This is a genomic window from Paenibacillus sp. J22FR21 (assembly GCF_056269135.1).
In genome coordinates this window covers 475,619-490,442 of record NZ_JBWDNJ010000003.1, presented here as the reverse complement: position 1 = coordinate 490,442, position 14,824 = coordinate 475,619, and the positions used below count along the sequence as shown (strand labels likewise).

Annotated in this window: 13 protein-coding genes; 1 reads left to right on the top strand and 12 read right to left on the bottom strand. The window is 52.8% G+C overall.

Annotated elements, in window-relative coordinates:
- Positions 1–15 precede the first annotated feature (15 nt).
- The 8 genes from AC0YNS_RS12850 to AC0YNS_RS12815 all read right to left on the bottom strand — a co-directional run bounded on the left by AC0YNS_RS12850 (position 16) and on the right by AC0YNS_RS12815 (position 8,063).
- Positions 16–285 (bottom strand): hypothetical protein, encoded by a 270-nt coding sequence (locus tag AC0YNS_RS12850; protein ID WP_475781381.1) that lies wholly within the window; start codon positions 283–285, stop codon positions 16–18.
- Complete coding sequence (locus tag AC0YNS_RS12845; protein ID WP_475781380.1) at positions 195–1,145, bottom strand: NAD-dependent epimerase/dehydratase family protein; 951 nt, start codon at positions 1,143–1,145, stop codon at positions 195–197. The genes AC0YNS_RS12850 and AC0YNS_RS12845 overlap by 91 nt, the downstream gene beginning before the upstream one ends.
- Positions 1,142–1,984 carry a dTDP-4-dehydrorhamnose reductase family protein gene (locus AC0YNS_RS12840; RefSeq protein WP_475781379.1) on the bottom strand — a complete coding sequence of 281 codons (843 nt, stop codon included), beginning with the start codon at positions 1,982–1,984 and terminating at the stop codon, positions 1,142–1,144. The genes AC0YNS_RS12845 and AC0YNS_RS12840 overlap by 4 nt, the downstream gene beginning before the upstream one ends.
- Complete coding sequence (locus AC0YNS_RS12835; RefSeq protein WP_475781378.1) at positions 1,981–2,964, bottom strand: polysaccharide biosynthesis protein; 984 nt, start codon at positions 2,962–2,964, stop codon at positions 1,981–1,983. Before AC0YNS_RS12835 ends, AC0YNS_RS12840 begins: the two co-directional genes overlap by 4 nt.
- Positions 2,954–4,051, bottom strand: coding sequence for a non-hydrolyzing UDP-N-acetylglucosamine 2-epimerase (gene wecB / locus AC0YNS_RS12830; RefSeq protein ID WP_475781377.1), 1,098 nt, complete (start codon positions 4,049–4,051; stop codon positions 2,954–2,956). Before wecB ends, AC0YNS_RS12835 begins: the two co-directional genes overlap by 11 nt.
- A 40-nt stretch (positions 4,052–4,091) precedes the next feature.
- Positions 4,092–5,615, bottom strand: a complete 1,524-nt coding sequence (locus AC0YNS_RS12825) for a glycosyltransferase family 4 protein (protein ID WP_475781376.1) — start codon at positions 5,613–5,615, stop codon at positions 4,092–4,094.
- Positions 5,616–5,778: 163 nt separating this feature from the next.
- Entirely contained in the window at positions 5,779–6,924 is a 1,146-nt protein-coding gene (locus AC0YNS_RS12820; protein ID WP_475781375.1) for a CgeB family protein, read from the bottom strand.
- 44 nt (positions 6,925–6,968) lie between these two features.
- The gene (locus AC0YNS_RS12815) at positions 6,969–8,063 is read right to left on the bottom strand and encodes a CgeB family protein (RefSeq protein ID WP_475781374.1); all 1,095 of its coding nucleotides are present in this window, start codon (positions 8,061–8,063) and stop codon (positions 6,969–6,971) included.
- Between the two features lie 201 nt (positions 8,064–8,264).
- On the opposite strand from AC0YNS_RS12815, the gene AC0YNS_RS12810 reads away from it, so the two are divergent.
- Complete coding sequence (locus AC0YNS_RS12810; RefSeq protein ID WP_475781876.1) at positions 8,265–8,471, top strand: cold-shock protein; 207 nt, start codon at positions 8,265–8,267, stop codon at positions 8,469–8,471.
- Between the two features lie 393 nt (positions 8,472–8,864).
- Here AC0YNS_RS12810 and AC0YNS_RS12805 read toward each other — a convergent pair whose 3' ends face one another.
- From AC0YNS_RS12805 to AC0YNS_RS12790, 4 genes are all read right to left on the bottom strand, one after another.
- Positions 8,865–10,853: a methyl-accepting chemotaxis protein gene (locus tag AC0YNS_RS12805; protein ID WP_475781373.1), complete on the bottom strand. Its 1,989-nt coding sequence runs from the start codon at positions 10,851–10,853 to the stop codon at positions 8,865–8,867.
- A gap of 233 nt (positions 10,854–11,086) precedes the next feature.
- The gene (locus AC0YNS_RS12800; protein WP_475781372.1) at positions 11,087–12,673 is read right to left on the bottom strand and encodes a DUF3502 domain-containing protein; all 1,587 of its coding nucleotides are present in this window, start codon (positions 12,671–12,673) and stop codon (positions 11,087–11,089) included.
- Positions 12,674–12,775: 102 nt separating this feature from the next.
- The gene (locus AC0YNS_RS12795) at positions 12,776–13,666 is read right to left on the bottom strand and encodes a carbohydrate ABC transporter permease (RefSeq protein ID WP_475781371.1); all 891 of its coding nucleotides are present in this window, start codon (positions 13,664–13,666) and stop codon (positions 12,776–12,778) included.
- Positions 13,667–13,681: 15 nt separating this feature from the next.
- A complete protein-coding gene (locus AC0YNS_RS12790; protein WP_475781370.1) occupies positions 13,682–14,617 on the bottom strand; it encodes an ABC transporter permease in 936 nt (311 codons plus the stop codon).
- Positions 14,618–14,824 lie beyond the last annotated feature (207 nt).

Genomic DNA, 14,824 nt, shown 5'->3' with positions numbered 1-14,824 from the left:
CCTGCTGCTTCTTCTCTATTGTTGTCCTTCACCATCAACTCCGGATGCTTCTGAAGCTCCCGATACTTCAGATACTCGGATACACTTCAGATACTTCAGATACTCCATATGCTTCAGATACTCCAGATGCTTCAGATACTCCAGATGCTCCAGCTGCTCCTGCTCCAGCGCTTGTTCCAGCGCTAGCTCCAGCTTCAGCGCTGCCGTGCCGCTTCCAGCGTTTCGCGCAGCGACTGCTCCATCGGTATAAGCGGCGTCCAGCCAAGGGCGATGACGCCTTCGCAATTCACCGGCGCCGGCGAGACGGCTTGCGACTCGCCAACCTCCCACTGCAGCGGATGCTGCGCCAGCGCATCGAACGCATCCGCGATTTCGCCGAGCGTGCGCATCACGCCGGAGGCGACCGGGTAGATGCGGCCGCTCTCTCCGGCGCGCAGCAGCAGCTCATAGGCGCGAATCGCATCGCGCACATCCAGCAGATCGCGCTGCTCGCCGCGCGAGGACAGCCGGAACGGCGCCGGCGCAGCAGCACCGCTTGCCGCTGCCTGCTCCGTCTTGGCCGCGTAGCGCGCAAGCAGCGCGCACAAGCCGCCGGATCGGCCGGGGCCGATCAGATTCGACGGCTCGGCGATTACAACCTCCATGCCGTAGAGCGACGTCCAGCTCTGGGCAACCAGCACCTGCATCGTCTTGCTCAAGCTGTACGGATGCTGCGGCTGCGGCCGCTCAACACCACCATGTTCAGCCGCGACGAGCGGGAAGCGCAGCATCGAGCCGGCTACGACGACACGACACGCAGTCCCTGCCCGCCGTACACCTTCAAGCACGTGTACGGTACCCATCACATTACTTTGCAGCACAGCTGCAGGGTCATTCCATGAGGCGCCAACCGCATTGGCACCTGCCAAATGCAGCACATAGTCCGGCTTGGCACTCTCGATAAGCGCCAGCACCTCGGATTGCGCGGCCAGATCACAAGCCAGCACCGCATGAACGGCGTTCAGCCATGCCCACTCTTCTGCATCAGGCTGCGGCAGACGGCGAACGACCGCCGTCACATCCCAGCCTGCCTCGCTAAAGTAGCGGCAGGCATGCTCGCCGCAGAAGCCGCCGGCCCCTGTTACCAGCAGGCGCGGGCGGCTCAACCTTCATTCATCCAGTTCGCAAGCTCCTCCAGCATCGGTACATAGCTAGGTGAACGGTAGCCCCAATCGCTCCGCGAGGATACAAGCGTCCGATCAAGATACAACCGATCATCCGGTACGATCTTGATCCCGTTTACGTGGAAGGTGGATTGAAACAAGTGCAGCAGCGTGAGCTTGCTTACCGTCTCGGCAGCTGTCAAATGGACCAATCCCCCAATCTCCGGATTTGCAATGGCATAATCCACTGCCTTGGCCAGCTCAAGCGTCGTAACCCCGTTCCACCACACTCTCGCATAGCCGTTGACGGTTCCTTGTTGCGCGAGATACCACTTCAGCAATCCGATCCCCTGCGGCCTGATCTCAGGCCCAATAATGGACGTGCGAATCGTGAGATGGCGGGAGCTCGGCGCTTCGCCGAGCGCCTTGGATCTCGCATATACGGAGGTGCCATCCGGCACATGCTGCTCTGTGTACCCGCCTTTCATCCCGCTGAACACACAATCGGAGCTGATATGAATGACGCGTGCCGGCGTGCCCAGATGATCGGCCAGATGTCGCAGCCAATGAGGCAGAAACCCATTCACCTGATAAGCGGCAAGCGAATGCTGCTCCGCATCCTGATTCAGAACGCCCACCGCATTGACGATGACATCCGGCTTAACTGCACCTACAAGAGCAGCTACAGCCTCACTGTCTGCAGCATCCAACTGAAGCCCCTTAGCTCCCCCCTCTGCCGTTCGAGTCGTGTACACAACATCCATTTCCGGATGCAGCTGTTCAAAATACCGGATCAGAACATGACCTGCCATGCCGCTTCCTCCGATAATGAGCAGCTTCATGACAGAAACCCGCCCCGGACCAGCATCGAACGAATTTCTTCCTTCGTCAGCAAGGACTGACTGGAGCTGTAGCTCTCGAAATCGACGCTGGGATAGCTGCTGTAATGCTGCCGAAGCCCCGGAATATCAAGAGTTGGCAGAATGACCAAATACTCTTCATCGTACACAACCGTAGTCGTGCTTTCATGGTCTGTCAGCAGAATCTCATGTATTTTCTCCCCTGGCCGAATCCCTGTTGTCACCATCGTCGCGGGAATACCTAAGTCATCGATCAACACGGCTGCCAAGTCCACAATCCGGCAGGTTGGCATCGTCATCACGAAGATTTCTCCGCCAATGCTTTCCTCCGATGCTTTGAACAACAACGTGATGGCATCCTGCAGCGTCAGGAAGAAGCGCGTCATGTTCTTGTCTGTAATCCGCACTTGCCCCTTTTCTCGGATTTGATTCATAAACAGGTGCACGACGCTCCCGTTCGTGCCAAGTACATTACCGCCGCGCACGCAGACAAATGTCGTATCGGAATGCAGCAGGTTCGCGTATACGATCAGCTTCTCGCCAATCGCTTTTGTCATGCCATAGAAATTCGACGGGTTCGCCGCCTTGTCGGTGGAGATATAGACTACTCGTTTGACCCCGTTTGCGATGGCGGCCTCGATGACATTTTGCGTTCCGATGACGTTCGTTTTGAGCGCCTCATACGGCTGGTCCTCACAAACGGGCACATGCTTCAGCGCTGCCAAATGAAACACGTAATCGACCCGCTCGCACGCACGCATCAATGCTTCTTTATCCCGAATATCTCCGATGCAGAAGGACAGACGCGAATCCTCAAACGTGCGGCTCATCGCCACCTGGCTGGACTCGTTACGGGAAAACACAATAATTTGTTTGGGCTGCTGAGGCAGCAGCTGGCGGATCAATTCGTAGCCCCAGGACCCTGTTCCCCCGGTGACCAGTATGCGCTGATTAGTAAACATTCCATTTCCCTCCAAGCACAAATTTAACCACTTTATCCGACACATCTTTGGCCAAATACCCGTCCGGACACTCCCAAGCTGCAGGCAGCGAAGTCATGATGACCGCAGCCTCTTCGATTCGCTCCGCCTTCAATCCGCATACAACATTACTGCCGCAGTCAATGGTTTCCGGACGCTCCGTCGTTTGCCGAATCGTGACGGTTGGAACACCGAACAGGCAGCATTCTTCTTGAACGGTACCGCTGTCTGTAATGGCACAGAAGGCATTCTGCTCCAGCCGGACAAAATCAAAGAACCCCAGCGGCTCATAGAACACGACCCGCTCATCCATCTCCACGCTCACTGACCCGCTGTCGATCCGCGATCTCGTCCGTGGATGAACACTGCAGATGACACGCTTGTCAAAACGCGCCGCTACGCGATTAAGCCCCTCCAATATACCGGTCAGTCGCTCCGGCACATCGACATTCTCCGCGCGGTGCGCTGTCACGAGCACGTAGCTGCCAGCCTGCAGACCGAAGCGTTCCAGCACATCGCTGGCATCAATCTGCGGCTTGTAATGCTCAATCACTTCATGGATCGGATTACCTGTCAGCACAATGCGATTGCTGGGAAAGCCTTCACGCAGCAAGTTGTTCTTGCTGTATGACGTGTATGGCATGTTGATACTAGCGATGGCGTCGATAATCCGGCGATTCTTCTCCTCGGGCACCGATAGGTCGTAGCAGCGATTGCCGGCTTCCATGTGGACAACCGGAATCCCCATCCGTTCGGCGATGATGGCGCACAGTGCGCTGTTCGTATCGCCAAGCAGCAGCACTACATCCGGCTCATGGGCGATCAGAATGCGTTCCACTTCTGCAAACATGACGGACAATTGCCCGCCGAGCGTCTGCCGTGTCTCCGTGAACATATAGTCCGGCTGCCTCAGCCCCATCTCCCGGAAGAACACATCGCTAAGCGACGGCGAAAAGTTCTGTCTTGTATGCACGAGCACATGCTTCTCGGCCAGCGCATCCAGCTTCTGAATGATAAGACTCAGTCGTATAATTTCCGGGCGCGTGCCCAAAATCGTTACAACGCGCATGAAACGTCCCTCCTTCGTCGTTCAATTGACGGGCGAGCTGCTATCGCTTCTTCTTAGCGCCCCTTGCCCGGTTCCTCTGGCGCCCCGGCTGCCTTCGGCGCTTCAAGCTGCTTTGCTTCCGAACGCCTTGGCGGCGCCGTTTCTTCCCTACTCGGCCTGTCAGTCGTTTGCGGCCCTTTCTTCTACTTCTGTACGCCGTGCCAATCGGCTCGCCTTTCGGCCATGCGGCAATGTAAACATCCGGAACCTCGCGAATCTCTTCCATTCGATGACCTGCTCTGTGGAAGGAGCGCGTCGATCGAAAAGGCCGGAGAACGCCATTGTCAAACTTGTAGATTGTAGCTGTGCTGCTGCCTTTGAGTACCGTTGGCGGTGTATATCCACGAAGAACCAGCGTAGCAATGAACCTGAGCAGCCGTTCACGATAGGCATTAACCCCATACACTTCATGCGCCGCTTGGACATTGCGCGCGCCAATTGCTTGCATCGCCGCCTCATCAGCCAGCAGCGATGACACGCGGTGCTTCAGTCCTTCCGTGTCCCCCATTGGAACAACGTAGGCTTCGTTTCCTGTAGCTCGGCCTATTTCAGAGAGTCCGCCGGAGCCGTACACGACGACCGGCTTCCCGAACACCATACCCTCAAGCGCCGTCATACCGAACCCTTCCACCGTTAAACTGGGTACAACGAGTACATCCATGGCCGGATAGACCGTCTCCACCTGCTCTTCAAACCGAATCCAGCGAAATCGCTCCATTAGTCCGCGATCTCTGGCGATGCCTATGCATTTGTCAAAATAGCCTTGATCCACTGGGTTGCCCACGATGAGATACATCGCTAGGGGATGCTGCTCGGCCGTGTTTACGGCCATTTGCATGAAATGCTCAAGTCCCTTTGCCTCGAAGATTGACGATGAAATGTACCCGACCACTCGTTGTTCATCGGCAATCGCCAGCTGCCTGCGCCGATTGATGCGGTGCTGCTGCCAGCTATGCGGATTCAGCTCGCTCTGATGCCAAGATGGCGGAATCAGCGTCGATTTGGGAATCATACCCGGCGTGCGAAGCGGTGCCAGTGTCGTCTCTGAGATGCCGACGATGTAGTCCGAATATTGCTCGATAACGGAAGCTGCGAGCGCGGTGTGAGGCGTTTCTCGAATGGCTTCCATGACCGTCCAGACGACCGGAATACCAAGCAGCTTACCGGCGATAGCAGGCAGTGGATGAACGCATGTATTGGCAATGATGATACTCGGACGTTCATAATGAATGAGCTGAATCAACTGCAGCCATAGGGGGTCACGTTGGTGAGTGCCTATCTCATCCGTCATATGAGAGAGTCCTAGATATAGAGGCACGACGAGTGGAATTTGATGCACAATGACCGTAATTCCCAGCTTGCGAGCATTTGCGGCAATAATGCCCTCATTGGGAACGACAAGCGTGCAGGCGAAGGAAGGCAACAGCTCCCTGACCATAAACAGCAGCAGTTTCTCAGCGCCTGTCACATATTGCGGGCTGCAAATATGCGAGAATACTAGCATTTTTGGTTTGCTAAGCTTCAATTGGTTGACTCCCCTCCGCCTTTTCATCGCAGCTTTCAAAACCCTAGTTGTACAATATATTGTGACGGCTACTTAAACGGCACGACATTTGAACCTTTCCAAACGCACAAAATACTCGCAACTCTATCTCCGCTGCTCACTATGAATGATAGCTGTCCCCCTCTTAACCGGGAAACAATATCGCAAGCATCCGCTCAATCCGTTTGCCGTACGTATGCTCTCGCATCGTCCGGTACATGCCGCGCATGGCGATTGCTTTGCGCTCTTCCTCGTGCGCCAGGTAATATTGAATTTTATCGATCATCTCTTGCGGCGAAGAGTAGGTGACAATGTCCACATCCGGCGTGTAAAAGGACACGAGATCACTGCGAATATCCGTCAGCTGCAGCGCTGCGCAAGCCGAAATCTCAAACGTCCGCGGGTTCGGCGAGATCGCGCCGATGCCAGCACTGTTGTTGTTGAAGGTTTCATCATCGTGGGCACGGTGCATGTTAATGACGATTTTGGCTCCGTTGTACATATTTGCGGTTTCGTCCGGACCCATCCAGCGGCCCAGCTCAATCTTGCTCTTCATCAGTTGAAAATCTTTCAGCCGCTCCCACCAGATGCCGGATATATGCGTATCCTTCGATGCGAGAAATTTCGTCACTTCGTTAAAAAACTCGACGCGCCGCCAGTAAGCCGAGCCGATGAAGCAAATGTCATGACGCTGCGATCTCAGAGGATTGCGCGGCCTGAAGGATGCCGGATCTGCTCCGAGCGGCAAATAATAAACATTCGGACAGCCTAGGCGGCGGTAATAGTCCACGCAAACCAGCTCCAGCGTAAACACTTCGTCATAATGAGGCGCAATGCCTGAGGTGATGTCCGTGTAGTAAGGATCATCCGTGAGCCATATAGCGGTACGAATGCCGGCTGCCCGCATGGCATCGGCTTGCGCGACATTGAATTGCAAACCATCGAGGACGATTACAATGTCCGGTCTGATCCGCATCGCGATATCCGCTACAGGCTGCAAGGTGTCCGTAATGGTCAGTTGCGTTACCTGTGCACGAAGTGCGTTCGCAATGGCCTCATCGAGCGGTGAATACGGAAATCCCTTCCCTGTCGCGACAAACAGCACATGCGCCTGTCTCACCGGGAAAATCTGAGTTTGTGCCGTACTTTGCAAAACCGACTCGCATTGACCGAACCAATGGCCGTGCTGCCAGCCAAGTCGGAAGCCGTCTACTCTGCCTCGCGCTTCCCCCCGAAGTCCCCGAGCCACTTTACCTTTGCGAATTCGGCGTCTTCGTGTTTTGGTCGCCATCCCATCCACTCCTCCCTGCCTGAACTTTCTTTTGCTGCGACGTATTACCACTTCAACACCTCAGCAACCTGCTGCAAACGCTGAACGAAGGTATGGTCCTTCAATGTTCGATGCAGCCCCCGTAAGGCAACTTGCCTGCGCTGCTCTTCATGATTTAAGTAGTAATCCAGCTTCATAATGAGCTCATCCGGTGAATGAAAGGTGTCGAGTTCCACGCCAGGCACATAGTAGTTATGCAAATCTTCACGCACATCTGTCAGCTGCAGCGTGCCGCATGCCGCTATCTCGTAAGTGCGCGGGTTAATGGATTGGCCGGGTAGGTTCAGCTCGTTTTTATTGTCCTTGCCCCGCTCCGTAGTCCGGTGCATATTAATGACAATCTTGGCGCCGTTGTAATAACGGATCGACTCATCGACCGGCAGCCAGCCCATTCGGATGAATTTCTGCAGCTGTTTATAGTTGCGCAGTCGATCCCACAAGCCGCCTGCTATAAACACTTTGCGGTTCTTCAAGTAGGGAGCGATGGCATCAAAGAGCTCCACGCGATTCCAGAATGCTTGCCCGATAAAACAAATATCGCTGCGATGCCCCGCCTCCACTTTCATAGGCTTAAACCAATTGGGGTCTACAGCTAGCGGCATGTAAACAACATCAGCGCATCCAAGTCCTCTGTATAAGTCCACCGTGCTCAGCTCATGAGTAAGGACAACATCGTAATGAGGCGCGATTTGCACCGTATCTGCAGTCACATAGGGATCATCGGCGAACCAAATGGCCGTACGAATGCCCATTGCCCGCACCGCATCAACCTGTTCCAAATGATTGTCCGGGAACACATGCAGTCCGTTGAGCACCAGCATCCAATCCGGCCTGATGAACGAAGCTTGCTCCGCCATGAACTTGGCATCTGCTACATGCACCTCGCGTACGGTATGGCGTAGCGCTTCAACGATGCCTTGGTCGATTGCTTCGAAGCCCTGCGGTATATACAGCACACAGACATTCCGTTTCGGGAATGCTGCGGCCGGATGCAGTCGCTTGTAGATAAAGTCGCAAGCGCCATCCCGCTGGCCGTTGCTGTATCCTGCGGCGAATCCTTTTCTTGCTGCTTTGGCGTTTAATTTCCGCTTCGCCTGCACGCGCTCCACCCCTGATTTTCGAGTATTCTGTCTCCATATATATGCGAATGACAGGCAAGGCTCTTGGTCACTTGTCCGCTTGGCTCGCAAAATTGGCGTTTGACCCCTAAGGCAGATTGTCTAGAAAAAAGTAGTATATTTCTGGCAATACAGTCACATATTAAAAGAGGTTACGGCATGAACATGAAGGAGGGCTTGATTATTCATTTCTCAAAGAAAGTGATTGAACCGATTCCGGAAGAACAAACATCCATTTGGACATGCAGTAACGAGGGTTGCAGCTGCTGGATGCGAAATGACTTCTCCTTCGGCGAATTCCCCAACTGCCCCATCTGCCACTCCAGCATGACCAGCGATATCAAAAGCCTGCCCGTACTTACCAACGGCACGAAGCGCAGCTTCCAGTAAAGCTGCCGGACCTATGCTATGGGTCGGCAACAGATAATCAGCATGAAGAGGCTGACTCTTAATCATCAATGATGATTGAAGGTCAGCCTCTTCATGTTGCTGTTTCGGCGGATGCCGGGTGATGCAGCTGCGCCGAACCCCTGGTCATCACGCTTCATTGGGGAGCTGTTAGCGGATATGCTGCTTACCGGCACGGACTAATGGCGTGGGTTCCGCGGCTGAGCGATCGCTTCGCACTCTCAGCATCCGACGCAGGAGGGACAAGGTTAGTTGGTTCGCGGAGAGTTCAATTCTTGAACTCTCGGCCTCATTTCGGCCTGGTTTTATGTGGATCGCTTTCCAAAACAAAAGTGCCAAGAACGTCCCGCGGGGGACTTTCTTGGCACCTTATGACTAAACCGTAAACCGAGCCGCTGACTGGGACAGCTGCTGCGACAGTCCGGAGAGGCTTTGCGAGCTCATGGCCGTCTGCTCGGAGCTGGCTGAAGCTTCCTCGCTGACTGCCGCGATGTTCTCGATGGCCTCCAGTACTTCCCTTGTTTGCCGCGACTGTTCCTCGCTGGCAGCGGCGATATCGGTAACCTGCGCCGTAACCTCGCCTACTTTCTGAGTAATGTGCACCAGTGACTCCCCGGTTTGTTTAGCGAACAGAACGGAATCGAGCGCTGCTTGCGAACTCTCCGAGGTGAAGGTTTGCATCTCCCCGATAATGCCGGTAATCTGCTTCGCCGCCGCGCTGCTGCGCTCGGCCAGCTTACGTACTTCCTCCGCTACAACGGAGAAGCCTTTGCCGTTCTCCCCTGCTCTAGCCGCTTCGATGGCCGCATTCAAGGCGAGCAAGTTGGTTTGCTGCGCAATCTCATCGATGACGCCGATGATTTCACCGATCTTCGACGATGCTTCCTGCAAGGTGCTCATTTTGTCGCTGAGTACATCCATACTTTGGATCGAGCGCTGCACGATTCGATCGCTCTCCTCCGCTACATTTCGCGTATCGCCGCACAGGTTAGCCGCACCTTCCGCACTGATGGCAACGGTATCGATTGCGACCGATAGCTCTTGCATCAGCTCATTAATCGATTGTGCCGATCTTGCCTGTTCATTGCTGCCTCTGGCGATCTCATCCGTACTTTTCGTGATATCGACGGAAGCTACGGAAACGGAATTCGCCGACTCCTTCATATGCGCTATGACGCTGCGCAGACTCGCTACCATATCGTTAAAAGAACGGGAGAACTGGCCAACCTCGTCCCTAGACGTAAATGGACTGTTCACGGTCAGATCGCCATTTGCCACCTTAGCAGAAATATCCGCCAACTGACGCAGCGAGCTGCGTGTGGAAATACAGAAGCCGATGGTCAGATAAGTCGCAAGCAGCAAGAGCAGCGAGATAAAGAGCGTGCTCTGCAACCGTTCAGAGGTAAATCCGTCTACCCGCTTATGGAGCAAGTCATCGAGAACTGACGAAGATGTCTCGTACAGAGAGAAAGCTGCCGATATCACTTCATCGCTTAGATCGTCTTTACTGCCTGCACCTGCCGGTACTCGATCCGCTTCCATAAAACGTTCATTCATCAGCTCTAGAAATGTATTGATAGAAGCTGCCGACTCCGTTGCAACGCGGCCCATATCCTCTCTCAAGCCGGGGTTGTAGGCGTAAACCGTCTGCAAATTTTTCTCAATTTCCGCCAGATTGCTCTGAATCTGCGTCAAATTGCGATCCAATCGGCGCTTGGTCGACTGTGTCATCTCTCCATCATAAATCGCTCGGTTCGCTATGACAGCGGATGAGCTGAGCAAATCGGTCATATACGGAAGCTTCACTAAGCTAATATCCATGATATAGTAGGAATCCAAATCCGGGTCCAAGACCAAATTCGAATGATCCCCTACGAGTGTAATTAAATTCAAATGATCCTGTACCAACACATCATATTGGGTATACTTGTCATCCACGACGCCAGCTTTAGGCAAGGTGCTCTTGAAATCCTGCCAGTCTGCCAGCAGCTTCTTCCAACCCGCTTCCGTACCAAGCTTCGACCCATATTTGTCTTCAAGCGTTTGCTGCTGCTTCATCGCCATCGTCATCAAGTTCTGACTCTCCGCAATCGCAGCCTCACTGCCGATTTCACCTAATTGCAGCGAAGTCGTCTGCTCACGCAAGTCCAGTGCAATCCGAAGCATGTTCTTCAGTCCTGCATTGTACTGGTTTCCGATTAATTCCTTCTTACCGAATTCAATGCCGACTTTCTTCTCCGAAATGTAGAAGTACATCAATAATGCGACTGGGATGATGAGAACTACGCCTATAATGATAAATTTCTGTACGTAGTTCAAGCGATTCATCAGTTTAATAGCAGGATTAAAGATAGCTGTAATCATGGTGTTTCCTCCTTATTAATCGTAGTCATCCCTAGCAAGCACTTCAATAGTACGATACATTTTCGACAAAATTCAGCAATAACCTCCTCGATTCGACGCTATTTTGCGTAAATTTTCCATAAAGATATATTTGCGCTGTCGACGTCCTATTGCCGGCAGACCGCACTTCCTTTCGGAGAAAATAAAGAGGCCGGCGATCCCTCCTAATCAGGAAAGAACCCTCGGCCCATCAATTATTTCGATGCTTTCCAGGCATCGATCTGAGATTGCATCTCCGCCAAAATCTTATCGAGTCCTGCCTTCTTCAGTTTCTCGTTCATCTTCGTAAGCGTCGTATCCGGATCAGCGATACCCGTTACCAGTCCGGCGTAGAACTCATCCACAACAGAAGCGGTTTGCGCAAGCTCACTCTTCACGTTGCTCGGATCGAAGGAGAAACCAAGCAGCTTGGAAGGAATCGCAGCTGCATTCTTGTCTGGACCGGCAGGGAACCACTTCGGCTGTGTCGGGCTTGTGCGGTAGGAGTTGAACATATTGCCATACTCCCAGCCGGAATCCATCCAGTAGCCGGTGTTGTCGATCTTCTGAATCAGGTCGTCTCCAGCCTTCGTGTAATGTTTGCCTTCGATACCGAAGCTCATCAGATTGAATAGCTGCGGATCGGAGTAGAGCAGGTTGTAGAACATCATCGCTCTGGCCGGATCCTTGGACGTACGGGAGATCGCCGTCATCGTTGCAATGATGGAGCCTGTGCTCATGTAAGGCTTGGAGAACTCGACAGCCGCCACGTTCGCCGCATCTCCGCCGCCGAATTTGGCCGCTTGGTTAGCCGCTGTATCCGGGTTGATCACGGTAAATGTGGAGGTCACGTATTTGCCTGCCATTTCATCGGAGTTCGTATCTTTCAAAGTGGATGCATCCTTGCGGATGATGCCTTTCTGGAACCATTCATGCATGAGCTTCAAGAAGTTCGTGAATTCAGGTGTTTCGTACAGATTAACAACCTTCGTGCTGTCATCGTTGATATAGACGACACCCGGGTTTTTCTGCGAGAAATATTCGATGCCGAGCGCGCTGCCGTAGTTGCCCATAACATCGGTGTCGCCTTTCAAGCTGAACGGGAATTTATCCGGCTCGCCTGCTTTGACCTTCTCGAAGAAAGGCGTCAAATCTTGGAGCGTCTTGAATTGATCGGCTGTGAAGCCATACTTATCGAGAAACGTCTTGTTAATCAGGACGCCCGGCGTTCTTGCCAGTACTTGCGTATTAATGATGGCATAGAGCTTGCCTTTTACTTTAGCCGCATCCCACGCTGCTTCCGGCACCTGCTTGAGAATGTCCGGTCCGTACTGCGGGAGCAGATCCGTAATGTCGAGGAATGCGCCTTTATTCACATTTTGCAAATAGTCGTTTGTCCAGTTGGAGGTGAAGATCAGATCCGCTTTCTCGCCGGAAGCGGCGATCGCCTGCATCTTCTGATCGTACGTGCCCCAATCGACAAGCTGAATGTTCAGCGTCGCATTGATTTTCTCCTGCGTGATCTTGCTCATCTCATCCTGCACAAGCTTCGCATCCGGGAAAACGCTTTGAGGCAAATACCATGTAATTTCGTAGGGGTCGAGCTTGGATGCATCCGTTGCAGTCGTGTTCGCTGCCGAATTGTTCGCCGCTGCAGTGTTTTCTGCCTTTGTATTGCCGGTATTCGCGGACGTATTGGCATTATTCTCTGTGTTACTGTTGCCGCAGCCGCCAAGCAGCATGCTAACGGAAAGAACCGCTGTCAGTGTTGCCGTAACAAACTTGAACCCTCTTCTTCTCATTGAAATAACCCTCCTGTGATTACTATTTATTATCATCCGAGAACGGACCGATAATCCAGTACAACTTTTCAAGCTGGGCCGAGCCACAATCATTCACCGGCTTTAGCCCTTGACTGCACCGACCGTTAATCCCTTGACCAAATATTTCTGGAAGAACGGGAAGGCGAACAGCATCGGCCCCGCAGCCAGAATCGCAATTGCCATGCGGGAAGATTCCGTCGGAATCGCGCTCAGATCAACGCTTATGCCGGCTTGCACATTCTTCGTCAGAAACTCGATGTTGGTCATGATGCGGTTCAAGAAGAACTGCAGCGGGATCAACTTCTCGTTCTGAATGTAGAGCATAGCCAGCCACCAATCATTCCAGAATGCCAACGCATAGAACAACCCAATCGTCGCCAGGGCCGGCTTCGATAACGGAAGTATGATTCGCACGAAAATGCCGGGCTCCGTTGCGCCATCGATTTTCGCGGATTCAATAATTTCAAACGGCAGCCCTTGCATAAATCCCTTCATCAGCATCGCGAACCAAGCACTGACGCCATAGGGAAGGATCAAAGCCCAGATCGTATCCTGCAGATGCAGCACATTCGTCATGATCATGTACGAAGGCACTAGTCCCGCATTAAAGAGAAGCGTGAAGAAGACGAAGAATGTGGTTGCTTTGCTGTACCTGTAATCCTTGCGCGTCATGACATAAGCAATCGAAGACGTAAGAAGCAGAGCGATTGCGGTTCCAAGTACCGTGACGACAATCGTAATGAAATACGATTGCAGCAGCAGCTTCGGATTCTGAAGCAAATAAGAGTAGGCGGTAAACGTAAACCGCTTCGGAATGAGCTGGTAACCGTACCTGGCAATGTCGGCGTCATAGGAGAGCGAGACCGATACCACGTACAGCAATGGAAAAATAATCAGAATCGACAGCAGGGTCAGAACCAGTACGATCCCTACATTGTTGCCGCCTAGTCTGCCCGCTTTAGCTGCGTGCATTTGCGCTCACCTCCATTAGAACAACGCGTTGTCCTTGCTGTATTTTCGAACGAGCAGATTCGTTGTCAGCACTAAGATGAGTCCGACAACAGCCTGATACAAGCTTGCTGCTGAGGCCATTCCGAGATCCCCGACGACGCGCAGCGATCGGTACACATACGTGTCCATGACGTCTGTTGTTGAGTAGAGCATCCCTGCGTCCCTCGGTATGAAGTAGAACAAGCCGAAGTCGGAGTAGAAAATACGGCCGATATTCAACATGGTCAGCATCGTAATGAGCGGTGTAATTAGTGGAATCGAGATGTTGCGAATCTGCTGTAAACGAGAAGCTCCGTCAATCGAAGCGGCTTCATAATAACTCGAATCAATCGCGAGCAAGCCGGTGAAGAAAATAATCGCGGTGTAACCGACGTTCTTCCACAGGTAAGTCAGCGTAAGAATGAGCGGCCAATAGGACGGATTGCCATACCAATCAATGGCCGTGCCGTGGAATTGTTCGACGATTTTATTGATGACGCCGTAAGTTGGATTAAGCAGAATGTAGGTGACAAACCCGACGACGACCCACGAGAGAAAGTAAGGGAAGAACAGGATCGTTTGAAAAATTTTCACGAGCTTTCTGCCCATTTCTGCCATCAGCAGTCCAACAATAACGGAGCAGATCGTCCCGACGACGATGAATACCCCATTCAACAGTAGCGTGTTTCGCGTTATCCGCATCGCATCCTGGGAGTTAAAGAAGAACTTAAAATTGTTTAAGCCCGACCAGGCGCTGCCCCAAATGCCATCGGCATAATTGATGTCTTTAAATGCGATCACGATGCCAAAGAGCGGCAGGTAATAGAAAATAAAGACGACGATGATCGCAGGCAGGCTGATCATGAATAAGCTTCTGCCTTTCGTGAAATGCTTCCATTCCTTCTTGAATACCGAAGTGATTCCTCTGCTCATGTGCTCCTCCTTTGTGCCGTTTTGCGATTTCGTTGTTTACGATTCTGAGCATACGGCCCACGGGGGCATCGGCGAAACTGCTCATTTTTGCAGCGTCAAAAAAGCACTGTACGATTTTCAAATTTGCCGAAAATCCACTGTACAAAAACAAAAAAAGGCCGCCGATACTGGGATCGGCGGCCTTTCTAAATCTGTGACGCGAATGTT

Bases quoted from the DNA above. Each gene is read 5' to 3' on its own strand.
- wecB (WP_475781377.1), bottom strand. From the start codon at position 4,051: ATGCGCGTTGTAACGATTTTGGGCACGCGCCCGGAAATTATACGACTG.
- AC0YNS_RS12840 (WP_475781379.1), bottom strand. From the start codon at position 1,984: ATGAAGCTGCTCATTATCGGAGGAAGCGGCATGGCAGGTCATGTTCTG.
- AC0YNS_RS12805 (WP_475781373.1), bottom strand. From the start codon at position 10,853: ATGATTACAGCTATCTTTAATCCTGCTATTAAACTGATGAATCGCTTG.
- AC0YNS_RS12795 (WP_475781371.1), bottom strand. From the start codon at position 13,666: ATGCACGCAGCTAAAGCGGGCAGACTAGGCGGCAACAATGTAGGGATC.
- AC0YNS_RS12835 (WP_475781378.1), bottom strand. From the start codon at position 2,964: ATGTTTACTAATCAGCGCATACTGGTCACCGGGGGAACAGGGTCCTGG.
- AC0YNS_RS12790 (WP_475781370.1), bottom strand. From the start codon at position 14,617: ATGAGCAGAGGAATCACTTCGGTATTCAAGAAGGAATGGAAGCATTTC.
- AC0YNS_RS12800 (WP_475781372.1), bottom strand. From the start codon at position 12,673: ATGAGAAGAAGAGGGTTCAAGTTTGTTACGGCAACACTGACAGCGGTT.
- AC0YNS_RS12820 (WP_475781375.1), bottom strand. From the start codon at position 6,924: ATGGCGACCAAAACACGAAGACGCCGAATTCGCAAAGGTAAAGTGGCT.